This window comes from Rhodococcus sp. JCM 9793 (assembly GCF_055380405.1).
The window spans coordinates 2,809,215-2,832,888 of sequence record NZ_AP043721.1; the positions used below are offsets into that span (position 1 = coordinate 2,809,215).

At 65.2% G+C, this 23,674-nt stretch carries 20 protein-coding genes and 1 pseudogene; 17 read left to right on the forward strand and 4 right to left on the reverse strand.

All coding sequences use genetic code 11. The features are described from left to right. Positions 1-38: 38 nt before the first annotated feature. The 11 genes and pseudogenes from ACZ46K_RS15045 (at position 39) to secA (ending at position 13,261) form a co-directional block, all read left to right on the forward strand. Positions 39-1,304 (forward strand): alkane 1-monooxygenase, encoded by a 1,266-nt coding sequence (locus tag ACZ46K_RS15045; RefSeq protein WP_054806557.1) that lies wholly within the window; start codon positions 39-41, stop codon positions 1,302-1,304. Then, complete coding sequence (locus ACZ46K_RS15050) at positions 1,301-1,483, forward strand: rubredoxin (RefSeq protein WP_464749032.1); 183 nt, start codon at positions 1,301-1,303, stop codon at positions 1,481-1,483. The genes ACZ46K_RS15045 and ACZ46K_RS15050 overlap by 4 nt, the downstream gene beginning before the upstream one ends. A gap of 46 nt (positions 1,484-1,529) precedes the next feature. After that, positions 1,530-2,147, forward strand: coding sequence for a TetR/AcrR family transcriptional regulator (locus tag ACZ46K_RS15055; protein WP_464749034.1), 618 nt, complete (start codon positions 1,530-1,532; stop codon positions 2,145-2,147). 96 nt (positions 2,148-2,243) lie between these two features. After that, complete coding sequence (gene ahcY / locus ACZ46K_RS15060) at positions 2,244-3,713, forward strand: adenosylhomocysteinase (RefSeq protein WP_054806559.1); 1,470 nt, start codon at positions 2,244-2,246, stop codon at positions 3,711-3,713. 45 nt (positions 3,714-3,758) lie between these two features. Beyond that, a complete protein-coding gene (locus ACZ46K_RS15065) occupies positions 3,759-4,424 on the forward strand; it encodes a dTMP kinase (protein ID WP_464749036.1) in 666 nt (221 codons plus the stop codon). Positions 4,425-4,429: 5 nt separating this feature from the next. Then, positions 4,430-5,106, forward strand: a pseudogene (mtrA, locus tag ACZ46K_RS15070) (MtrAB system response regulator MtrA). 50 nt (positions 5,107-5,156) lie between these two features. Next, on the forward strand, positions 5,157-6,914 hold the full coding sequence (gene mtrB, locus ACZ46K_RS15075) for an MtrAB system histidine kinase MtrB (RefSeq protein ID WP_464749324.1): 1,758 nt from the start codon (positions 5,157-5,159) through the stop codon (positions 6,912-6,914). 5 nt (positions 6,915-6,919) lie between these two features. Next, positions 6,920-8,695 carry an MtrAB system accessory lipoprotein LpqB gene (gene lpqB / locus ACZ46K_RS15080; protein ID WP_464749326.1) on the forward strand — a complete coding sequence of 592 codons (1,776 nt, stop codon included), beginning with the start codon at positions 6,920-6,922 and terminating at the stop codon, positions 8,693-8,695. A gap of 30 nt (positions 8,696-8,725) precedes the next feature. Continuing rightward, positions 8,726-9,370: a ComF family protein gene (locus ACZ46K_RS15085; RefSeq protein WP_464749038.1), complete on the forward strand. Its 645-nt coding sequence runs from the start codon at positions 8,726-8,728 to the stop codon at positions 9,368-9,370. 215 nt (positions 9,371-9,585) lie between these two features. Continuing rightward, on the forward strand, positions 9,586-10,254 hold the full coding sequence (gene hpf / locus ACZ46K_RS15090; RefSeq protein ID WP_464749040.1) for a ribosome hibernation-promoting factor, HPF/YfiA family: 669 nt from the start codon (positions 9,586-9,588) through the stop codon (positions 10,252-10,254). Between the two features lie 184 nt (positions 10,255-10,438). Further along, positions 10,439-13,261 (forward strand): preprotein translocase subunit SecA, encoded by a 2,823-nt coding sequence (secA, locus tag ACZ46K_RS15095; RefSeq protein ID WP_464749328.1) that lies wholly within the window; start codon positions 10,439-10,441, stop codon positions 13,259-13,261. A 19-nt stretch (positions 13,262-13,280) separates the two neighbouring features. On the opposite strand, the gene ACZ46K_RS15100 is transcribed toward secA, so the two are convergent. Further along, on the reverse strand, positions 13,281-13,805 hold the full coding sequence (locus ACZ46K_RS15100; protein WP_054810010.1) for an Rv3235 family protein: 525 nt from the start codon (positions 13,803-13,805) through the stop codon (positions 13,281-13,283). Between the two features lie 228 nt (positions 13,806-14,033). Between ACZ46K_RS15100 and ACZ46K_RS15105 the strand changes: the two genes are divergently transcribed. The 5 genes from ACZ46K_RS15105 to ACZ46K_RS15125 all read left to right on the forward strand — a co-directional run bounded on the left by ACZ46K_RS15105 (position 14,034) and on the right by ACZ46K_RS15125 (position 19,796). Continuing rightward, the gene (locus ACZ46K_RS15105; protein ID WP_054806337.1) at positions 14,034-15,446 is read left to right on the forward strand and encodes a WS/DGAT/MGAT family O-acyltransferase; all 1,413 of its coding nucleotides are present in this window, start codon (positions 14,034-14,036) and stop codon (positions 15,444-15,446) included. A gap of 3 nt (positions 15,447-15,449) precedes the next feature. Continuing rightward, positions 15,450-15,953: a DUF6912 family protein gene (locus ACZ46K_RS15110; RefSeq protein WP_054806336.1), complete on the forward strand. Its 504-nt coding sequence runs from the start codon at positions 15,450-15,452 to the stop codon at positions 15,951-15,953. 86 nt (positions 15,954-16,039) lie between these two features. Beyond that, complete coding sequence (locus ACZ46K_RS15115) at positions 16,040-17,170, forward strand: ferredoxin reductase (RefSeq protein WP_054806335.1); 1,131 nt, start codon at positions 16,040-16,042, stop codon at positions 17,168-17,170. Between the two features lie 33 nt (positions 17,171-17,203). Further along, a complete protein-coding gene (locus ACZ46K_RS15120; RefSeq protein ID WP_054806334.1) occupies positions 17,204-18,499 on the forward strand; it encodes a fatty acid desaturase in 1,296 nt (431 codons plus the stop codon). A gap of 61 nt (positions 18,500-18,560) precedes the next feature. Next, positions 18,561-19,796 (forward strand): fatty acid desaturase family protein, encoded by a 1,236-nt coding sequence (locus tag ACZ46K_RS15125; protein ID WP_464749043.1) that lies wholly within the window; start codon positions 18,561-18,563, stop codon positions 19,794-19,796. An 88-nt stretch (positions 19,797-19,884) separates the two neighbouring features. Here ACZ46K_RS15125 and rsgA read toward each other — a convergent pair whose 3' ends face one another. Further along, positions 19,885-20,904, reverse strand: a complete 1,020-nt coding sequence (rsgA, locus tag ACZ46K_RS15130; protein WP_054810009.1) for a ribosome small subunit-dependent GTPase A — start codon at positions 20,902-20,904, stop codon at positions 19,885-19,887. Beyond that, positions 20,871-22,157 carry a 3-phosphoshikimate 1-carboxyvinyltransferase gene (aroA, locus tag ACZ46K_RS15135; RefSeq protein WP_464749046.1) on the reverse strand — a complete coding sequence of 429 codons (1,287 nt, stop codon included), beginning with the start codon at positions 22,155-22,157 and terminating at the stop codon, positions 20,871-20,873. The genes rsgA and aroA overlap by 34 nt, the downstream gene beginning before the upstream one ends. A gap of 79 nt (positions 22,158-22,236) precedes the next feature. Here aroA and ACZ46K_RS15140 point away from each other — a divergent pair, with 79 nt between their 5' ends. After that, entirely contained in the window at positions 22,237-22,983 is a 747-nt protein-coding gene (locus ACZ46K_RS15140) for an SOS response-associated peptidase (protein ID WP_054810008.1), read from the forward strand. 19 nt (positions 22,984-23,002) lie between these two features. On the opposite strand, the gene ybaK is transcribed toward ACZ46K_RS15140, so the two are convergent. After that, on the reverse strand, positions 23,003-23,500 hold the full coding sequence (gene ybaK, locus ACZ46K_RS15145; RefSeq protein ID WP_464749048.1) for a Cys-tRNA(Pro) deacylase: 498 nt from the start codon (positions 23,498-23,500) through the stop codon (positions 23,003-23,005). Positions 23,501-23,674: the final 174 nt, after the last annotated feature.

The following is a 23,674-nucleotide window of genomic DNA, read 5'->3' on the forward strand; positions in this document are numbered from 1 at the left end:
TGCAGATCATTCAGTGAAGTGGTGAAGGGGGCTCGGGCATGGCCAAGTACACCGAAGGGATTCGGAACTCGCCCGCACGACAATGGCGCGACCGCAAGCGGTACCTGTGGTTGCTCGGTCTCGTTCCGCCGACTGCGGTGTTCATGGCCACGGCGTTGGTGTGGGGCGGCAATCGACTGGGGCTGGACGCGGTCACCCCGGTCGTCTGGTGGATCGGGCCGATCCTCGTCTTCGTGCTCGTCCCTTCCCTCGATCTTCTCTTCGGTCCCGATGGTGAGAACCCGCCCGACGAGATCGTCGATGCGCTCGAGAACGACCGGTTCTACCGGTACTGCACCTACCTCTACCTGCCGTTCCAGTTCGCAACGCTGGTGTGGGCGTGCTACCTGTGGTCCGCCGGCAGCCTGTCGTGGCTCGGTATCGACGGCGGCCTCGGTGTCGTCTCGAAGATCGGGCTCGCGATCTCGGTGGGTGTCGTGGCAGGCATCGGAATCAATACCGCGCACGAACTCGGGCACAAGACGGTCCGGCTCGAACGACGGCTGTCGCGGATCGCGCTCGCCCAGTCGTTCTACGGCCACTTCTACGTCGAGCACAACCGCGGCCACCACGTCCGGGTGTCGACACCCGAGGACCCGGCCTCGGCTCGGTTCGGAGAGAGCTTCTGGGAGTTCCTGCCGCGCAGTGTGGTCGGGAGTCTGCGCTCTTCCTGGCAGCTCGAACGCGACCGGCTCGCGCGCCTCGGCCGCTCCGCGTGGACGCCGCGCAACGAGGTGCTGAGTGCGTGGCTGATCTCGGTCGTCCTGTTCGCCGCGCTCATCGCAGCGTTCGGGGCCGGGATCGCACCGTATCTCGTGATCCAGGCCGTATTCGGCTTCAGCCTGCTGGAAGTCGTGAACTATCTCGAACACTACGGATTGTTGCGTCAGCGGACGGCAAGCGGCCGGTACGAGCGGTGCACCCCCGCTCACAGCTGGAACAGCGACCATCTGGTGACGAACGTGTTCCTCTACCACCTGCAACGGCACAGTGATCATCACGCCAACCCGACACGGCGCTACCAGACGCTGCGCAGCATGGAGATCTCGCCGCAGCTACCCGCGGGGTACGCCACCATGCTCACCCTCGCCTACTTCCCGCCGCTGTGGCGCAGGGTGATGGACCACAGAGTCCTCGAGCACTACTCCGGTGACCTCTCGCGTGTCAATCTGCACCCGAGGCGCCGGGACACACTCCTCGCCCGCCACCGGGCGACAGTGAATGCGGATCACGACATGGCGACCGAATTCGAGGAGAAGGCATGACCGAGTACCGACTGTTCCGCTGCCTGGTCTGCGGGTTCGAATACGACGAGGCGCAGGGCTGGCCAGAGGAAGGCATCGATCCCGGCACCTTGTGGGACGACATCCCCGACGACTGGTCGTGCCCCGACTGCGGCGCCGCGAAGGCCGATTTCGACATGATCGAGATCGCCCGGCGATGAGCTGCGCGTTTTGACGCATCCTCGAGGTCGTGAGAATGTCACGGTCATGGCACCGGAGCGCGAACGGTCCCCCCGCCACTTCCATGAGGCGAGCCGGGTCCTGCTGCGCACGACCATTCTCGACGCGATGCGCGAGCTGCTCCGGGAACGGGACTGGTCGGCGGTGACCATGAGTGATGTCGCCCGTTCGGCCGGGATCAGCCGGCAGACCCTCTACAAGGAGTTCTCGTCCCGACAGGGGCTCGCCCAGGGATACGCGCTGCGTCTCGTCGACGAGTTCGCCGATGCGGTGGCGGATTCGGTGTACGCCCACGTCGGCGACGCGCGCGCAGCCCTTGTCGACGGGTTCGCGTCCTACTTCGCCGCTTCTGCAGTCGATCCGCTCGTGCGGTCGTTGCTCGACGGCGAGGCCAAACCCGACCTGCTGCGCTTGATCACGACGGACGCCGAGCCGATCCTCGAACGCGGCGCAGGCAGGCTCGCCGACACCTTCGCGAACAGCTGGATCTCGGCACCCGCTCGAGACGCAGGCATGCTCGCTCGCGTCGTGGTGCGCGTCGCGCTGGGTTTCATCTCGATGCCCCCGACGTCCGGGTCGGATGTCGCGGCCGAGCTCGCAGACATCCTCGTGCCCTTCGTCGAGAAGGTCGCCGTGACGGACTGAGCACACGGTGAACCGGGCTGGGGCAGGTCATACGGCGCGTCGTTGTATAGCCTGGTGGGCATCCACCGATTGCCGATAGGAAGAGGCATCCGCACAGTGTCTGACACCACGTTCGTCGCAGACCAGATCAACGGGCTCGATTTCAAGGTCGCTGATCTGTCGCTGGCCGAGTTCGGCCGCAAAGAGATCCGCCTGGCCGAGCACGAGATGCCGGGGTTGATGTCGATGCGCCGCGAGTACGCCGACGTCCTGCCGCTGAAGGGTGCGCGCATCTCCGGTTCGCTGCACATGACAGTGCAGACCGCAGTCCTGATCGAGACCCTCGTGTCGCTCGGTGCGGACGTTCGGTGGGCGTCGTGCAACATCTTCTCCACGCAGGACCATGCCGCGGCCGCCGTCGTCGTGGGCCCGCACGGTACCCCCGAGGAGCCCAAGGGTGTGCCTGTGTTCGCATGGAAGGGCGAGACCCTCGAGGAGTACTGGTGGGCGGCCGAGCAGATGCTGACCTGGCCCGGCCAGGCAGCCAACATGATCCTGGACGACGGCGGCGACGCCACGATGCTCGTCCTCAAGGGCGCCCAGTTCGAGAAGGCCGGCGTCGTGCCGCCGACGGACGAGGAGCAGGACTCCACCGAGTACCAGGTGTTCCTGCAGCTGCTGCGCGCATCGCTCGCCGCGGATTCGAAGAAGTGGTCCACGATCGCCGAGTCCGTCCAGGGCGTCACCGAAGAGACGACGACGGGTGTCCTGCGGCTCTATCAGCTCGCGGCTGCCGGTGAGCTGGTGTTCCCGGCGATCAACGTCAACGACTCCGTCACCAAGAGCAAGTTCGACAACAAGTACGGGACCCGCCACTCGCTGCTCGACGGTATCAACCGGGGCACCGACGTCCTGATCGGCGGCAAGGCCGCGCTGGTCTGCGGCTACGGCGACGTCGGCAAGGGTTGCGCCGAGGCGCTGCGCGGCCAGGGCGCACGTGTGTCCGTCACCGAGGTCGACCCCATCAATGCTCTGCAGGCGATGATGGACGGCTACGACGTCGTCACCGTCGAGGATTTCATCGGACGGGCCGACATCGTGATCACCTCGACCGGCAACAAGGACATCATCACCTTCGAGCACATGAAGGCGATGAAGCACCAGGCGATCCTGGGCAACATCGGTCACTTCGACAACGAGATCGACATGGCGGGCCTCGAGCGGGCCTCCGACGTCACGCGGATCAACATCAAGCCGCAGGTCGACGAGTTCCGATTCGCCGACGGTCACACGATCATCGTGCTGTCGGAGGGGCGTCTGCTCAACCTCGGCAACGCCACGGGACACCCGTCGTTCGTCATGTCCAATTCATTCGCGAACCAGGTGATCGCGCAGATCGAGCTGTGGACGAAGCCCGACGAGTACGACAACGAGGTCTACCGTCTGCCCAAGCATCTCGACGAGAAGGTCGCACGGATCCACGTCGAGGCGCTCGGTGGCACACTCACCAAGCTCACCAAGGACCAGGCCGAGTACATCGGTGTCGACGTCGAGGGCCCGTACAAGCCCGAGCACTACCGCTACTGATACGGCGAACCCGAGAAACACAGCGAATCCGAGAAACACAGCAGCATGGGTGTTCTGATCGTCGTCGAAGGTCTCGACGGAGCCGGCAAACGGACGTTGTCCGCCGGCCTCGTCGAGACCTGGCGTGCGCACGGGTCGTCGGTGGCCACGCTCGCGTTCCCGCGATACGGGCAATCCGTGCACGCGGACCTGGGAGCCGAAGCCCTGCGGGGCGGGCATGGAGACACCGCCTCGAGCGTCGAGGCGATGGCCCTGCTGTGGGCTCTGGATCGCCGTGATGCGGCGGACGAACTCCGAAAGCTCCTTGCCGACAACGACATCGTGCTACTCGATCGCTATGTGGCGTCGAACGCTGCGTACACCGCTGCGCGGCACCATGAATCGGCATCGGGGTCGTCGGTCGAGTGGGTGCGGGAACTCGAGTTCGGCAGGTTCGGGCTTCCCGCACCGGATCTGCAAGTGCTGCTGAGGGTCCCCGTGGATCTCGCGGCCGAGCGTGCACGCACGCGGGAGGCCGCCGATTCCACGCGCGATCGTGATGCCTACGAACGCGACGGCGACCTGCAGGCACGCACCGGTGAGGTGTACGACGGGCTCGCGGCAGAGCGGTGGGCGTCGGAGTGGATTGTGGCCGGACCGGATTCCGACCCACACCAACTCGCCGTTCAGATCTCAAATCTGCTTCACAACGGTCGAGGAGTGACACGATAGAGGTTATGAAGCCGAGGATTCTGGTTGTCGACGACGATTCTGCACTCGCAGAGATGCTCACGATCGTCCTGCGTGGTGAAGGGTTCGAACCCTTCGTGGTGGGCGATGGGACCCAGGCTCTGGGCGCCGTGCGCGAGTTCCGCCCCGATCTCGTCCTGCTCGATCTGATGTTGCCCGGCATGAACGGGATCGACGTGTGCAGGGTGCTCCGGTCGGATTCGGGCGTGCCGATCGTCATGCTCACTGCGAAGTCGGACACCGTCGATGTCGTCCTCGGCCTCGAGTCGGGCGCCGACGACTACATCGTCAAGCCGTTCAAGCCGAAGGAACTCGTCGCACGTGTGCGGGCGCGGCTGCGTCGTACCGAGCAGGAACCCGCAGAGATGCTCTCCATCGGTGAGATCTCGATCGACGTCCCCGCGCACAAGGTCAGCCGCGGCGACGAGCAGATCTCCCTCACCCCGCTCGAATTCGATCTCCTGGTGGCACTTGCGCGGAAGCCGCGGCAGGTGTTCACGCGTGAGGTGTTGCTCGAGCAGGTGTGGGGATACCGTCATGCCGCGGATACCCGTCTGGTGAATGTCCATGTGCAGCGTCTGCGGGCGAAGGTCGAGAAGGATCCCGAGAACCCCGAGGTCGTGCTGACTGTCCGGGGGTCGGCTACAAGGCCGGACCGCCGTGATCCGTGGTTACCGTCTGCGGCGGAGGATCACACGACGAACTCTGCCGCTGCTGAGGTGGTCACGCACGCTGAGCAGTGGGCTCGCGCATACCTGGCGTCGATCACTTCAGCTGAGGGTTGTTGCGTCGACCCTTTCCCTGTCGCTGATCGTGATGCTCGTGTTGGGCGTGGTCCTCACGAGCCAGATCACCGACCGCCTCCTCGAAGTCAAGATCGATGCGGCCACCGAGGAGATGGATCGCTCCCGCGCACTGGTCGAAGCCCAGCTTGCGGGAGCCGACGATTCGGGCTCCCTGACCGTCCGGCTCGACGGTGCTGCCGCGACCCTGACCAACAGGGGGAGCGACGCGGGGCAGGACACCGGTGTTGCCGGAACTTTCGACCCGGTGCTCATCGTCCCCGGTGACGGACCGCGGGCACCGACGTCGAGCGGTGCGGCCGATCAGATCCCACAGAATCTGCGCGCGTTCGTCCAGAACGATCAGATCGCGTACCAGTTCGCGACGGTCGACGATCCGGACGGGTATTCCGGTCCTGCGCTGATCATGGGCAGCCCGACCGAGACCGACATCTCGACCCTCGAGCTGTATCTGGTGTTTCCGCTGGGCGGTGAGGAACGCACCCTCGCACTGGTCCGCGGAACCCTGCTCGTCGGTGCCGGTGTGCTCCTGGTATTGCTGGCGGCGATCTCCATGATCGTTGCCCGACAGGTCGTTCTGCCCATTCGTTCGGCGTCGCGTATCGCGGTGCGATTCGCGGACGGCCGGCTCAAGGAACGCATGCCGGTGCGCGGTGAGGACGACATTGCGCGCCTGGCGATGTCGTTCAACGAGATGGCAGAGAGCCTGTCACGGCAGATCACTCAGCTCGAGGAATACGGCAATCTGCAGAAGCGGTTCACATCCGACGTCAGCCACGAGCTCCGCACTCCGCTGACCACGGTCCGGATGGCTGCCGACCTCATCCACGACGGTAGCGACGAACTGGATCCCTCCCTCAAACGTGCATCCGAACTGCTGGTCGCCGAACTCGACAGGTTCGAGTCTCTGCTGAACGACCTCTTGGAGATCAGCCGCCACGACGCGGGTGTCGCGGAACTCGCGTCCGAGCAACTCGACCTACGCATGTGCGCGCGGGCGGCGATCAGTACTGTCCGCCACCTAGCGCGCGAGACGGCCACCGAACTGATCGTGGATCTGCCGGACGACGCCGTCAACGCGGACGTCGATCCGCGCCGCGTCGAGCGGATCCTGCGCAATCTGCTCGCCAACGCCATCGACCACGGTGAGGGCAAACCGATCCTGCTGCGCTTGCGCGCCGACGACAACGCCGCCGCGTTCGTCGTGCGCGACCAGGGCGTCGGTCTGCGCCCGGGTGAGGAGAAGCTCGTCTTCAACCGATTCTGGCGCTCCGACCCGTCACGGGTGCGTCGTTCGGGTGGCACCGGTCTGGGCCTGGCGATCAGCGTCGAGGACGCAAATCTGCACAACGGCAAACTGGAGGCATGGGGTGAACCGGGTCGAGGCGCAAGCTTCCGATTGACGCTGCCGCGTGTGCGGGGGCGCAAGGCGGGCCGTAGCCCGCTCCCTCTCGTGCCCACCGCGGCTCACGCGGTCCAGGGAAAGCCGCCGCCGGCGGTACCGGAAGCCGAGAAGGACGGAGTCGTCGAGAACCCGGCAGTTCCTGGACAGGTCGGAACGAACGACAGTGCCGGAACGAACGACAGTGCCGGAACGAACGACAGTGCCGGAACGAACGGCAGCGCAGGGACGCACACGCCGGCATCATCGGAAGGAGCCGCGACATGAGCCACATGCGCTCACGTGTTCTCGGCCCCGTGATTGTCCTGCTGTCGGCGCTCGCGTTGATGGTGTCCGGCTGCGCAAGCCTGCCCGATTCCTCGTCGCCCCAGGCCATCGGGACGATCGACCGGGGACCCGCGACGACGGAGGTTCCGGCACCCGAACCGGGACGCGAACCCGATCTGCTCCTGCGCGACTTCCTCCAGGCGAATACCGACCCCACCAACCGGCACGTCGCGGCCCGTCAATTCCTCACGTCGGGGATGTCGGCCGGGTGGGACGATGCGGCCAGCGCCACGATCGTCGACAAGGTCGATGTGCTGGCAGAGGACCGCGACGACAACACTGCGAAGTACGTCGTGCGCGCGAACATCGTCGGGCATCTCGAGGAGGGCGGTCTCTACCGCGCCGACAACGGCGATCTCGAAGCGAAGTTCACGCTGGTCCGGGACGACGGCGAATGGCGGATCGACGAGATGCCGCCGGGCGTGATCATGGACAAGCCTCGATTCCTCAACAGCTATCAGCGTCGCTCGCTGTACTTCGTCACTCCCAGTGGCAGCACCGTCGTTCCCGATCCCAGGTGGATCTCCGGAACACCCGAGCAGGCGGCGGCGCGGTTGATAGGGCTTCTCATCGAAGGCCCCAAACCGTCGCTCGCGCCCGCGGTCCACAACGAGTTGGCCGAGGCGACGATCCTGGGGGCGATCACCAAGGCGGACGGTCGGACCGGTCAGGTCGGCGTGGGCCTGGGCGGGATCCGGGTGGATTTCGGCGGCCTCGCCTCGTTGACCGAACCGGCCCGGGAACTTCTGGCGGCCCAGGTGATCTGGACCCTGGCCAATGCCGAGATCGCAGGACCGTACGTCCTCCTCTCCGATGGACAGCCGCTCGACGAGCGCTACCCGAACGGGTGGACCACCGCGGATGTGGCGTCGATGAATCCCCTCGCGACCTCGGGGACACCGATCGGGTTGCATGCTCTGCTCGGTGGCAGTCTGGTCAGTGTCGCGGAAACCGGTGTCACTCCGGTTCAGGGTTTCTTCGGATCGGTCGACAACCTTCGCTCGGTCGGGATGTCGCGTGACGGTGCACTTCTCGCGGCAGTGGCGGATACCGGCCGGCCGGCACCGGAACCCGCCGCAGAACTCGTGGTCGGCGCCTACAACGACGGATCGCCCGAGCCGGCCGTCGAAGGAGAATCGATCACCCGGCCGTCCTGGGCGCCCGACAGCAACTCGGTGTGGGCGGTGGTCAACGGCACGGCCGTCGTGAGGGCAGTGAGAGAGCCGGGGAGCGGGCGAGTCACGGTGGTGGGGGTCGAAGCCGGAGCAGTTCGCGCGCTCGGCGGCCGCATCAGCGAGTTGCGCCTGTCGCGCGACGGTGTGCGCGCCGCGATGATCATCGACGGACGCGTCTATATTGCGACCGTGGTGCAGACCCCGAACGGAGAGTTCTCGCTGACGAGTCCACGCGAGATCGCGTTCGATCTGGGCGGACCCGCCCTGTCGCTGGACTGGAGTACCTCCGACACCGTGGTGGTGTCCCGTTCGGCCTCCGACATCCCCGTCGTTCAGATCGCGATAGACGGATCGCGCATGGACGCGCTTCCGAGCCGCAACCTCACACCACCTGTCGTGGCGGTCGAGGCTTCGACGACCACCGAGTACGTGGCCGACACGAGAGCGGTGTTCCAACTCAACAACAGCGACCCCGCGGGCGACCGCTACTGGCGGGAGGTACCCGGCCTGGCCGGGTTGACAGCGGTGCCGGTGTTGCCGGGCTGATCTGTCGTACCGGGTAGGCACACTGTCCCGGTGCTGTCGGTGTTGCTCGATCTCGTGCTCCCCGTCCGCTGCGGCGGCTGCGATGCGCCCGGTACGGCGTGGTGCCGTGAGTGTGCCCGCACTCTGAATGATCCACCGGCCCAGGTGCGTCCGCGTGTCGATCCGGGGGTTCGGGTCTGGTCGCTCGGGGCGTACTCCGGCGCGCGGCGCAACGCTGTCGTCGCTGCCAAGGAACGTGGTCGCCGCGACCTCGCGGCACCACTCGGCCTGGCGGCAGCGGTTGCGATCGCTCGTTTGCGACGGTGGGGTGAGCTCCCCGGCGGACCGCTGATCGTGGTGCCTGCCCCGACCCGCGCCCGGGCAGCGCGTGCGCGCGGGGGAGACCCGGTCACGCGGATGGCCCGATGCGCGGCCGCGCACGACCCGTCGCTGCATGTGCATCCGATGTTGGTCACGGCCGCCGGAGTACGCGACTCCGTGGGGCTGTCGGCACCGCAGCGACAGGCCAATCTTGCCGGCAGGATCTCGATTCGTGCGGATTCCGTACCTCGGGGACTTCCGGTGCTCGTGATCGACGACATCGTCACTACCGGAGCGACCACGAGGGAGGCTGTCCGAGTACTCCGAAAAGTGGGGTTTCGGACGTCCGGAATTCTGGTGATCGCACGTGCCTGACGACGCCGGTGTGATAGGCGACAGCCCGCCGAGAAAGTGAATTCGATCGGAACAGTGGCGGACCTTCCGGTTACGTACTACCGTCGGCCACAGACCCGGAAACAACAAGGTAGACGGGTAGAAATACTCGATCTTCCCTGTTTCGGGCAGAGCGCCCAAGCGCTCATCGATCCTGCCGGTGCGCGTGCTGCGCCGGCCGTACTCGGGAGGTACGAGTGACGAACCCTTCGAATTCCACCGTCGCGGTCGCTGAGACAGGCGAGTCCGCTCCGCAGACCGTGAACGCCGACGTCGTGGTGAAAGGCCGCAATGTCGAGGTGCCGGATCATTTCCGGATCTACGTGTCGGAGAAGCTAGCTCGGCTCGAACGGTTCGACCCGACGATTTTCCTGTTCGACGTCGAACTACAGCACGAACGCAATCGTCGCCAGATGAAGAGTTGTCAGAGGGTCGAGATCACCGCTCGAGGTAAAGGACCCATCGTTCGCGCAGAGGCCGCGGCCGACAGCTTCTATGCCGCCTTCGAGTCGGTGACGGCCAAGCTCGAGTCTCGTCTGCGTCGCACCAAGGACCGTCGCAAGGTGTCCTACGGGGACAAGACCCCGGTGTCGGTTGCAGAGGCAACGGCAGAACTCGCGCAGGACGACTCGCTCGCGATCTCGCCCGACCTCAACCTCGACGGATACGAGCAGGAGTCCGAAGGCCCAGGCCGGATCGTTCGTATGAAGGAACACACGGCGGACCCGATGACGGTCGATGACGCACTGTACGAGATGGAACTCGTGGGCCACGATTTCTACCTTTTCCACGACAAGGAGACCGACAAGCCGTCGGTGGTGTATCGCCGTCACGCGTTCGACTACGGATTGCTCAGACTCGGATGACACCCGTGTGAGACGGCAATGAGGTAGTGGCCATCGCCGTTCATTCGAGAGAACGCCTACCATGGAATCCGGCCGGGGTCCGAAAGGCCTCGGCCGGATTTCTTGTCCGTGCAGGTACCCGAGATTGAGGACGAACACACCAGTGCTGTCGCTGACGAAGCTGCTCCGATTCGGTGAAGGTCGCATGGTCAAGCGGCTCAAGCACATCGCAGAGCACGTCGAATCCATCGCCCCGGAGTTCGAAAGCCTGACCGATGCGGAGCTGCAGGCCAAGACCGCAGAGTTCCGCGGTCGCCTCCAGGACGGCGAAACCCTCGACGACCTGCTGCCGGAGGCGTTCGCGACGGCCCGGGAAGCATCGTTCCGTGTCATCGGTCAGAAGCACTACACCGTGCAGATCATGGGTGGCGCTGCACTGCACTTCGGCAACATCGCCGAGATGAAGACAGGTGAGGGCAAGACCCTCACCTGTGTTCTTCCGGCCTACCTCAATGCTCTGGCCGGCGACGGTGTCCACGTGGTCACCGTCAACGACTACCTCGCCAAACGCGACTCCGAGTGGATGGGGCGTGTCCACCGGTTCCTCGGCCTCGAAACCGACGTGATCCTCTCCGGTCTCACCCCGGCCCAGCGTCGCGCCGCATATGCGGCCGACATCACATACGGCACGAACAACGAGTTCGGGTTCGACTACCTGCGCGACAACATGACGCACTCCCTCGACGACCTGGTGCAGCGCGGACACACCTTCGCGGTCGTCGACGAGGTCGACTCGATCCTCATCGACGAGGCGCGTACCCCGCTGATCATCTCGGGTCCGGCCGACGCGTCGAGCAAGTGGTACGCGGAGTTCGCGCGCATAGTGCCGATGTTGAAGGTCGATGTCCACTACGAGGTGGACATCAAGAAGCGCACCATCGGTGTGCACGAGGCCGGCGTCGAATTCGTCGAAGACCAGCTCGGTATCGACAACCTGTACGAGGCGGCGAACTCCCCGCTGGTGAGCTACCTCAACAACGCGATCAAGGCGAAAGAGCTCTACACCAAGGACAAGGACTACATCGTCCGGGACGGCGAGGTCGTCATCGTCGACGAGTTCACCGGACGTGTGCTCTCCGGCCGCCGTTACAACGAGGGCATGCACCAGGCGATCGAGGCCAAGGAAAAGGTCGAGATCAAGGCGGAGAACCAAACCCTCGCCACCATCACGCTGCAGAATTACTTCCGGCTCTACGACAAGCTCTCGGGCATGACCGGCACGGCCGAGACCGAAGCAGCCGAGCTCCACCAGATCTACGACCTCGGTGTCATCCCGATCCCGACGAACCGTCCGATGATCCGTGTGGACCAGGGCGACCTCATCTACAAGTCCGAGGAATCGAAGTTCGCTGCCGTGGTGGACGACGTCGTCGAGCGGCACCAGAACGGCCAGCCGGTCCTGATCGGTACCACCAGCGTCGAACGTTCGGAGTACCTGTCGAAGCAGTTCACCAAGAAGGGCGTGCCGCACAGCGTCCTCAACGCGAAGTTCCACGAGCAGGAAGCGCAGATCATCGCGGAGGCAGGCCGGTCGGGCGCGGTCACCGTGGCGACCAACATGGCCGGCCGTGGCACCGACGTCGTGCTCGGCGGCAACCCCGATATCCTTGCCGACATCGCGTTGCGTAAGCGTGGTCTGGACCCGGTCAATACGCCGGAGGAGTACGAGGCGGCGTGGGATGGAACTCTCGAGCAGATCAAGGCCGAGGTCAAGGTAGACGCCGACCGGGTGCGTGAGGCAGGCGGACTGTATGTCCTCGGCACCGAGCGACACGAGTCGCGACGTATCGACAACCAGCTGCGCGGTCGATCCGGCCGTCAGGGCGATCCGGGTGAGTCCCGGTTCTACCTGTCGCTCGGCGATGAATTGATGCGGCGCTTCAACGGCGCGGCACTCGAATCGATCATGACCCGTCTCAACCTGCCCGACGACGTCCCGATCGAGGCGAAGATGGTGTCGAAGGCCATCAAGAGCGCACAGACGCAGGTCGAGCAGCAGAACTACGAGATCCGCAAGAACGTTCTGAAATACGACGAGGTGATGAATCAGCAGCGCACCGTCATCTACGAGGAGCGTCGCAGGATCCTGCGTGGTGAGGACCTCGAAGGCCAGGTCGAGCGCATGCTCACGGATGTCGTCACCGCGTATGTCGACGGCGCGGCCGCCGAAGGTTACGTCGAGGACTGGGACCTCGAGCAGCTGTGGACCGCACTCAAGACGCTGTACCCCGTCGCAGTGGACTACAAGAAACTCGTCGCTGAGAACGAGGATCTCGATCGCAACGAGCTGCGTGAGATCCTGCTGCAGGACGCGCGCGATGCATACACGCGTCGTGAGGCCGAGATCGAGAGCATCGCCGGTGACGGCGCGATGCGCGAACTCGAACGGCGCGTGTTGCTCTCGGTCCTCGACCGCAAGTGGCGCGAGCACCTCTATGAGATGGACTACCTCAAGGAGGGCATCGGCCTGCGGGCGATGGCCCAGCGCGACCCCCTCGTCGAGTACCAGCGTGAGGGCTTCGACATGTTCACGGGCATGCTCGAGGGGCTCAAGGAGGAATCGGTCGGCTTCCTGTTCAACCTGCAGGTCGAAGCGAACGCGGCCCCGGCGGCCGGAGGTGGAGTTGCCGTCACCCCCGCGTCCGCGGCCGCGACTGCCGGCACGGCACCGTCGCTGACGAAGCAGGCACAGCAGCAGCCTCAACCCCAGCAGCAGCTTCAACCTCAGCAGCAAGCGGGCAGACAGCCCATGCCGCCGCGACCGCAGCCTGCTCCGACGGCGCTGCGGGCAAAGGGGCTCGACGAGACCGAGCGTCGGCTGACGTACACCGGACCGGCAGAGGACGGTCGCGCGCACGTCGCCCGGAACACCGGCCCGAGCGAAGGGACCGGTGCCCAGCAGGGCGGAACCCGCCGGGAGCGCCGTGCCGCCGCACGCAAGGACGCCAAGTCGAATCGGCACGGCTGAAAAGCCCGGCAGACGGCGCTCAGCCGAGCCACAGGGTCGTGATGACCCATCCGTGACGAGTATGTCCGCGCGCTGGTGTGCGCACAATTCGTCCGGCCATCGCGAACACACGATGCCCGCGCGCGTAGGACCCGAACAGTTCTGCCGTGCGGGCATCGATCGTCTGCAGGCGTGCGCGCAGCACGACGGCCGAGTCCGCTTCGGCTCGAGCACGACGCGCTGCTCCGAATGTCGTGACCAGCGCCGGTGTGAGGACCGTTGCGAGTTGAGTGTCGGGTCGGCGGCCGTCCACGACTTCGAGGACGAGCCTCACTGCGCGGTCTGCGAAACGGTGCGCGCTCGGATCGACGTTCCAGTTCTGCGCCGATTCCACGGAGGAGCGCGGTCGAAGTCGATCCGCGGCGAGACGAGTTCGTCCGGACCGGCCGGAGTGCGGTGTGGTCCGGCGTAGGGCATGCGGGCGGTGCGCGGCGCAGGACTCCTGCACCGGGGGCTCGAAATGTGGAACGGGTCGGATGAAGCGGCTCGACTGTGGACGTGACATGGGCAGGACTCCCGGAGCATCGACTGGCACCGGCCGGCGACCGCCGGTCGGTGGGGGGCTCCGGGAGAGGACGGAACCAGGCACATCGTGACATATCGTCGCGCAGGCGGCTCGATGACACGGGTGCCACCCACGATGTTCCCCGCGCGTCGATGGATGAGTTGGCCGTACTCTTCAGTATCGGTGCGGGATCGGAAGATGCCGACGGGATCGAGGGGGCGCTTCGCTATGACGAGCCGCATGACGGCACAGGACGCATCGTTCTATTACCTGGAGACCAGCAACACGCCGATGCACATCGGATCGTTGGCCATCCTCGAACCACCGGAAGGCGGACTCGACTACGAGAACGTCGTCCGCCTCGTCGAGAAACGCCTCCCCGAAGTCACGAGGTACCGGCAGAAGGTCCGCGAAGTCGCTTTCGGTATGGCGCGTCCGGTCTGGGTGGACGATCGGGACTTCGATATCACCTATCACGTGCGACGCTCGGCACTGCCCCGGCCGGGATCGGATGAGCAACTGTTCGATCTGATCGCGCGTCTGATCTCCCGTCCACTCGATCGCACCCGCCCCCTGTGGGAGATGTATCTCGTCGAGGGCCTCGCCGACGGCAGGGCAGCGCTGTTCACCAAATCCCACTCCTCCCTCGTCGACGGTGAGAGCTCCCTCGAGATCGGGCAGGTGCTCTTCGACCGCGCTCCTGAGCCGCGCGAAGTCCCCGAAGAACTCTGGATGCCCGAGCAGGAACCGTCGGACACCGCACTGCTGGTGGGTGCATTCGCAAGCCTGGTGGCGCGGCCCGGTGAGGGCGTGACTGCCGTGCGCACGGCACTCGGTGATCTCGCGTCGACGGTCGCGGAGACGATCGATGTGGTGGGCAGGCTCGCGAGAACTGCTGCGCAGTCCGCACCGGAATCGCCGTTGAACGCATCGATCTCCCGCAGCCGCCGGTTCACTGTCGTGCAATCCGATCTCGTGCCCTATCGGAAGATTCATGCGCGTTACGGATGCACGATCAACGACGTGGTTCTCGCTGTCATCGCGGGTGCGTTGCGTTACTGGCTGTTGTCGCGTGGGGAACCACTCACCGAGGCGGCCACGGTGCGCGCGATGGTGCCGATGTCGGTGTATACACAGGAGCCGGAGGGGCCTGTCGGTGACGGCGACACCATCCAGGTTCATCCTCAGGGCGAGGTGTCGTCCTTCCTGGTGGATCTGCCGGTGGGTGAACCGAACGCGGTGGTGCGCCTGTCCCACATCTCACACGCGGGCGAGGCGTATTCGAGGCAACGGCGGCGGATCGCAGCGCAGACGATGATCCGTTTGTCGGGCTTCGCGCCGGCTACGATGCACGCGGTGGGAGCGCGGGTCGCGTCGGGGTTCTCGCAGCGGATGTTCAATCTCATGATCACCAATGCACCGGGTCCCCAGCACCCGTTGTATCTGGCGGGAGCTCGCGTTCTCGCAATGTATCCGGTGTCGCCGTTGCTGAAGACCCAGGCGCTCAGCGTTGCGCTCACTTCGTACGACGGCAACATCTACTACGGTTTGAATGCAGACCGCGATGCCATGCCCGACGTGGATGTCCTCGCATCGTTGTTGCACGAATCGCTCGAGGAGTTGTTGGATGCCAGTAGGTGAGAAGTGACGCGAGTCTATGTACCGGCGACGCTCGCGATGTTGCAGCGGCTCGTGGCCGAAGGTGAACTCGATCCGGTGAGTCGGACGGCGTTCGCCGTGACGGCGAGCCTTCGCGAGGCGTATACGGCGGGCGACGACGATGAGCTGGCCGAGGTCGCGATGGCAGAGGCCGCTAGAGCGTCGCTGCGATTGCTCGCGGCAGAGGAGGACGACGCGACGTTCGGACCCCGGCGGGTTGTCATCGCGGCCGACGTCGACGATGCGAAACCCCGCCCCGATCTCGACGACGCGGTGGTCAGGCTCGCCGCGGCGGTCTCGATGTCGGATCTCGCGTCGGTCCACGTCGATCTGGGTGCGGCAGAGAGTGATGTTGCGCGTGCCGTGGCGGTGATCGATGCGGCCGATCTCGGTGACGAGGAAGCGGAGTTCGTTCTCGGTGACGCGGAAGATCATGAACTCGCATGGTATGCGGCTCAGGAATTGCCGTTCTTGCTCGAACTGCTCTGACGATCTTCTTGCGTTCCCGGAACCTACGCTACCGTAGCTTCTGTTAACCTACGGTGGCGTAGGAATCGGTGAGGAGAAGGTGTCGGATGGGTTTGAAGGAATGGATCGAGAAGCCGGCGGCTCATGTCGTGGCCTCGGAGCGGTCCCTGTCCAATCTGGTGCGCGGCACCGTGGCGCGCATGACTACGCCGTTGCTGCCCGACGACTACCTGCACCTGGTCAATCCGCTCTGGTCGGCACGTGAACTCCGTGGCCGGATCGTCGAGGTGCGTTCCGAGACGGAAGACTCCGCCACGATCGTGATCCGGCCGGGGTGGGGTTTCGACTTCGGATACGAGCCCGGCCAGTACGTCGGTATCGGCCTGCACATCGAGGGGCGTTGGCACTGGCGTTCGTATTCGCTGACGTCCACGCCGGTTCGCGACGACAAGCTCATCTCGATCGCGGTGAAGGCGATGCCCGAGGGGTTCCTCTCCAGTCACCTCGTCAATGGTGTTCCGGACGGGACCGTGATCCGGCTGGCGGCCCCCCAGGGTGATTTCGTTCTTCCTGATCCGCCCCCGGAGAAGATCCTCTTCATCACCGCCGGTAGTGGAATCACACCCATCATGTCGATGCTCCGGACGCTCGATCGACGATCGGGCGAGCGAGGTGCGGCGATCTCCGATGTGGTCCACATCCATTCGGCGCCCACTCCCGACAGCGTGATGTTCCGTTCCGAACTGGAACGGTTCGATGCGACGCACGATCGGTTCCAGTCCCATGTCCGGTTCACGCGCGAGCAGGGCAAGTTCGCTCTGTCGGCTCTCGACGACGTGTGCCCCGACTGGCGTGAGCGCACCGTCTGGGCGTGCGGGCCCCAAGCGATGCTCGACGATATCTCTGCGTTCTGGAAGGACGCGGGCATCGAGGAAAAGCTGCATCTCGAGCGTTTCGCGGTCAGTCGTGCCGATACTTCGGGCTCCGGCGGCACGGTCACCTTTGCGAAGTCCGGCAAGACCGTCACCGTGGACGGCGCGACCACCCTGCTCGAAGCGGGGGAGAGTGTCGGTGCTCTCATGCCCTTCGGCTGCCGCATGGGAATCTGTCAGACTTGTGTAGTGCCGTTGGAGAAAGGGCACATCGTCGACCTCCGGTCGGGCAAGGAACATGCAGAAGGCGAACGTGTCCAGACTTGTATTTCCGCGGCGGCGGGCGACTGCACGCTCGACGCCTGACCGCGTCGTTCACCACAGGGGGAAGGGCCCCGTTTGGCTATCAGTGATATCAGGGAGTTCGCGCATCTGACGGATGCCGACGTCGAGGCACTCGGGCGTGAGTTCGACGCCATACGCAGCGATGTCGAGCGCTCGCGCGGTGTGCGCGATGCGCGCTACATACACAACACCATCCGGCTGCAGCGGACGCTCGAGGTCGTCGGGCGCGTGGCGCTGTTCCGGTCGCGAGATCGGGCGTGGTGGTGGCTGGGGACGACCATGCTGTCTCTGTCGAAGATCATCGAGAACATGGAGCTCGGGCACAATGTGATGCACGGGCAGTGGGATTGGATGAACGACCCCGAGATCCACTCGACGTCCTGGGAGTGGGATCAGACAGGGCCGTCCGAGCATTGGAAGCGCGCACACAACTACGCGCACCATACCTACACGAACATCGTGGGCATGGATGACGACGTCGGATTCGGCATCCTACGGATGACCCGCGACGAGAAGTGGCGTCCGATCAACCTCCTGCAGCCGGTAGCGAACGTGATTCTCGCTGCGGGCTTCGAATGGGGCATCGCGCTGCACGACCTGACGGCGGCGAAGGACCTTGCCGGTGTGCCTCATGCACAATGGAATTCGGAGCCGAACAAGGAATTCGCTGTCAAGGCGGGTAAGCAGATCCTCAAGGACTGCGTCCTCTTTCCCGCAGTCACGGGTCCCGCATGGCGCTCGACGCTGAAAGCGAACCTTACGGCGAACGTCGTTCGTAACCTCTGGGCGTACGCGGTGATCTTCTGCGGGCACTTCCCGGACGGTGCGGAGAAGTTCACACCCGACCAATTCGAGCAGGAGACGCGCGCACAGTGGTATCTGCGTCAGTTGCTCGGTAGCGCGAACATCTCAGGGGGCAAGGTCATGGGATTCATGACCGGCAATCTGAGCTATCAGATCGAACATCACCTGTTCCCGGATCTGCCGAGCAATCGGTATCCCGAGATCGCTGCCCGGGTCCGTGCATTGTGCGGCAAATACGACCTGCCCTACACGACCGGATCGTTGGGGCGTCAGTACTGGCTCGCCCTGCGGACGATTCACAAGCTTGCTCTTCCCGACCGATTCTTGACAGCGACATCCGACGATGCGCCCGAGACGTCGTCCGAGCGCAAGTTCCGGGACGTGCGCGCGAATGTGGGACTACCGGCCATCACCACGGACCCGATCACGGGTCGGCGACGGGGTTTGCTCACTGCGCTGCGGGCGCACGCGGAGCACGCTGTCGCGGCACGACGCACGAAGGCTGCTGTGCGACATGGGAAGACGGTCGCGGCCAGCAGTTCGTGATTCCTGTCACAGCTGGAAATCCGACAACCTACGGGATCGTAACCTACGGTAGGGTAGGTGCATGGCGATTTCGGATGTCAAGGAATACGCGCACCTCACGGAGGAAGACGTCGAGGCCATCGGCCGCGAACTCGACGCGATCAGGCGCGATGTAGAAGAGTCGCGCGGTGAGCGCGACGCCCGGTACGTCCGCAACACCATCCGGTTGCAGCGTGGTCTCGAGATCGGCGGACGCGTAGTTCTCCTCGGCTCGCGGAAGCGTCCGCTCTGGCTGCTGGGGACGACCATGCTGTCTCTGTCGAAGATCATCGAGAACATGGAGCTCGGGCACAATGTGATGCACGGGCAGTGGGATTGGATGAACGACCCGGAGGTGCACTCGGCAAACTGGGAGTGGGACAACGCCGATCCGTCCGCGCATTGGAAAGTCACCCATAACCACCATCACCACAAGTACACCAACATCCTCGGCATGGACGACGACGTCGGATACGGCGTGCTCCGGGTGACCCGCGATCAGCGCTGGAAGCCGTACTACCTCGGCAACGTCGCCTACAATGCGATCCTTGCGTCGCTGTTCCAGTACGGCATCGCGATTCAGTTGCTCGAGCTCGGCAAGGTCCTCCAGGGCCGCGACGATCGCGAGAAGACGAAGGCGCTGAGTAAAGAGGTGCTCGCCAAGATCGGCAAGCAGAACCTCCGCGACTATGTCGTCTACCCAGCGCTGACCGGCAAGGCGTGGAAGTCCACGATCAAGGCCAACGCCACCGCCAACTTCGTTCGCAACCTGTGGACCAACGCGGTGATCTTCTGCGGTCACTTCCCGGACGGGGCCGAGAAGTTCACCAAGCAGGACATCGAGACGGAAACCCATGCCGAGTGGTACCTGCGGCAGATGCTGGGCTCGGCGAACATTTCGGGCGGCAAGGTCATGGACTTCATGACGGGCAACCTGAGCTATCAGATCGAGCACCACATCTACCCGGACCTGCCGTCGAATCGGTATGCCGAGATCGCCGTGCGAGTGCGTCAACTGTGCGACAAGTACGACCTGCCGTACACCACCGGTCCGCTCGCAGTGCAGTACGGGAAGGCATGGCGCACCATCGCCAAGCTGTCGCTGCCCGACAAGTACCTCAAGGACACGCGCGACGCAGCGCCCGAAACTGCATCCGAGCTGGGTTTCGGCGGAGTCACCGAAGTGGATCCGATGACGGGTCGCCGACGAGGTCTGGCGACCGCCATCGAGAACAAGCGTAAACGCGGTCTCGTCCGTCGCGTGCTCGGTATGCGCTGACAGGGAACACCACAGAAGTAGGGCCCGACCTCGTCGAACGAGGTCGGGCCCTACTTCGTGCAGGGTGCCCCGAACCGGGAGTGCAGGTCTACCAGGATTCGTTCGTGGCCAGCGCGGCCAGCAGGTCCCGGACTGCCATTGCGCGGCGCAAGGATTGGCCTTCCAATGTGTCGAGTGCACACTCCGGGTCGGCCGGCGGTCCGAGGTGGTTGCACCCACGCGGACATTGTTCGACGGCCACCGCGAGATCGGTGAATGCGCCGATGACGTCGTCGGGTTCGATGTGCGCGAGCCCGAACGATCGAATGCCGGGTGTGTCGACGACCCAGCCGCCGTCGGGGAGCGGCAGGGCCACGGACTGCGTGGACGTATGGCGTCCCTTGCCGACTCCGGACACGACGCCGGTGGCGCGTGCGGCGTCGGGGACGAGCCGATTCACCAGGGTGGATTTACCCACCCCGGAATGGCCGATCAGCGCCGTCACACGGCCCTGCAGCAGCGCGGTCAGCTCGGTGAGATCGTCGCCCTGTCCGGCGAGCATCACCGGAACGGCGAGGTCCGCGAAGTGCGCGGCGAACTCGTCTGGATCGGCCAGGTCGCTCTTCGTCAGGCACAGTACCGGGGTCAACCCGCCCGTGTACGCGGCCACCAGCGCGCGCTCGACAAGACCGGTACGGGGCGGAGGATCGGCCAGTGCGACCACGATCAGCAGGTGTGAAGCGTTGGCCACCACGACCCGCTCGTACGGATCGGTGTCGTCCGCGGTGCGGCGCAGCACGGTGCTCCGGTCGTCCACGCGCACGATCCGGGCGAGGGTGTCGGGGCGTCCCGACAGGTCGCCGACCACACCCACCTGATCTCCGACGACGATGGGGGTCCGGCCCAATTCTCGGGCGCGCATAGTGGTGACGGCACGATCTGGATCTCCGCCCAGGACCACACCCCAGCGGCCCCGGTCGACGGAGACGACCATGCCGTCCATCGCGTCGCGGTGAGCCGGCCGATCCTTGGTTCGCGGGCGCGATCCTCTACCCGGGCGGACCCGGACGTCGGACTCGTCGTACTGCCGCGGTTTCAGGAGCGGACTCCCGTCAACATCGATTCCCACATGGTTTCGAATCCGGGCAGTGTCTTGGCCGTCGTACCGATGTCCTCGACCTCGACCCCGTCGATCATCAGACCGACGATCGCACCGGCCGTCGCCATCCGGTGGTCGGCATAGGAACGCCACACCCCGCCGTGCAGCGGCGTCGGTTCGATACGCAGGCCGTCGTCGGTCTCGGTGACGGTTCCGCCGAGACCGTTGACCTCGTTGGACAGAGCGGCGAGCCGGTCGGTTTCGTGGCCGCGCAGATGGGCGATCCCGCGCAGGTACGACGGGGTGGACGCGAGCGCAGCGACTGCCGTGACGGTCGGGGCCAACTCACCCACGTCGTGCAGGTCGACGTCGATCCCGACGAGGCGCTCCGGTCCGCGCACCGTCAGGGCACTGTCGGTCAGCGACACGTCGGCGCCCATGCGCTCGAGAATGTCGCGGATCGCATCCCCGGCCTGGGTGGTGGTCGCGGGCCACAGCGGCACCGAGACGGTCCCGCCGGTGACGGCCGCGGCGGCGAGGAACGGCGTGGCATTCGACAGATCGGGTTCGACCGTCACGTCGTGTGCCTTGATCGTTCCCGGCGCTACACGCCAGGTGTTCGCCTCCGACGTATCGACGGAAACCCCTGCTGCCCGAAGCATTTCGACGGTCATTTCGATGTGTGGCATCGACGGCACCGGCTTGCCGTCGTGATGCACGACGAGGCCCTCGTCGAACGTCGCGCCCGACAGCAACAGACCCGAGACGAACTGCGAGGACCCGGACGCATCGATCGTGACGTCGCCGCCGCGCACCGAGCCCTTACCTCGCACGGTGAACGGAAGTCCGTCGCCGTCGATGTCGGCGCCGAGGCCACGTAGCGCGTCGAGGACCGTGCTCATCGGGCGGGACCGTGCCTGTTCGTCGCCGTCGAAGTGCACGTCGCCGTCCGCGAGTGCAGCCAACGGCGGTACGAACCGCATGACTGTGCCGGCCAGGCCGCATTCGACCGAGCCGCCGCGCATTGTGCCGGGAGTGACGTCGAGGGTTGTGCCGCCGTCGCGGTCGACGATCCCGGTACCGACGGCACGCAGCGCGCCGATCATCAGATCGGTGTCACGGCTGCGCAATGCTCCGGTGATCGTCGACGGCCCGTCGGCCAGCGCGGCCAGGATCAGGGCGCGGTTCGTGATCGACTTCGATCCGGGCAGGGCAACGGACGCGTCGACGGCGTTCACGGCTCGGGGTGCTCTCCACAGGCTCACCCGACCATCTTCGCCCATCGGGCGGTCGAACCTCGACTGTGGATGGCCCCGCGCGGTGAAATGGCGAGGTGTCGGGCACGGCTGACACACTCGTGGCATGTGCGGTAGGTATGCGACCACGGCGGATCCGGCGACGTTGGCAGCCGAGCTCGATGGGATCGACGAGACAGGCGACGCCGAGATCGTGCCCGAGTACAACGTGGCGCCCACGACCGGTGTGCTCACCGTGGTGGCACGACACGATCGTGAAGATCCGGAGAGTGCGGCACGACGTCGGATACGACGCATGCGCTGGGGTCTGGTGCCGCCATTCGCGAAGGAGGTCGGCAAGAGCGCACCGCTGTTCAATGCCCGATCCGAGTCTGTCGCGACCAAGCCGTCGTTCGCGCAGTCGCTCCGCTACAAACGTTGCCTCGTCCCGATGGACGGTTGGTACGAGTGGCAGGTCGAACCGGCTTCGGGCGGCAAGGCCCGCAAGGTTCCGTACTACATGTCGCCGGGTGACGGTTCACGCATCTACATGGCGGGTCTGTGGGCGGTATGGCACGACCCGCGCACCCCCGACGCACCACCACTGCTCAGCACCACGATCCTCACCGCGGATTCGATCGAGCAGCTGAGCAATGTGCATCAACGGATGCCCCTGATCATGCCGTCCGAACGATGGGACGCCTGGCTCGATCCCGACAGCCTCGGGCATCCGGATCTGATCGTGCCCAGTACGGAGGCGGTCGCCGCGATCGAGATCCGGCGTGTGTCCGACAAGGTCAACAGTGTCCGGAACAAGGGCCCGGAACTGGTGGCACCCGATGACGGCGCCGGCGACCAACTGGCTTTCCTCTAGCCACCGGGGAGGGCAGCCGTCAGCGGCCGGAGGCGACGGGCGCGACCACGGCGTCCGTGAGACGGATCAGATCGGCGGGCGCCAGTTCTATCTCGAGGCCTCGCCGGCCGGCGCTGCACAGCACTCGATCCCAATGCTGCGCGGAGGCGTCGACGACGGTGCGTAAGCGCTTGCGCTGACCGAGCGGGGAGATTCCCCCCAGCACATACCCGGTGGCGCGTTCGGCGAGCGTACGTTCCGCCATCGCCGCCTTGCCGCCACCCAGCGCTCCCGCTGCCGCCTTGAGCGACAGCGTGTCCGGTACGGGTATCACCGCGACGGCGAGCGAACCGTCCGACAGTGAGATCACCAGTGTCTTGAAGATCTGCGCGGCGGCCACGCCGAGTCGCTCACCGAGGGCTTCCACCGCCTCCGAACCGTACGAACCCGATTTCGGGTCATGCGAGTACTCGTGAACCCGGTGGTCGACCTTCTCACGCTTCAGCAGGGTGGTCGCAGGTGTGGAGGTGGAGGCCATGAACATCAGACTAGGAATACTCGCGGGGCGGATGCTGGGAGGCCCGGAAATGTGGCGATTCGGGAACAACTCGCACAGAGACGTTGTTGATCCCCGTGGGTCGTACGTCGAGAACTTCGGCCCGTCGAGCAAGGATGTCGAAGCGAGAAGATCGGAGCACCGGTGCCGGTACTG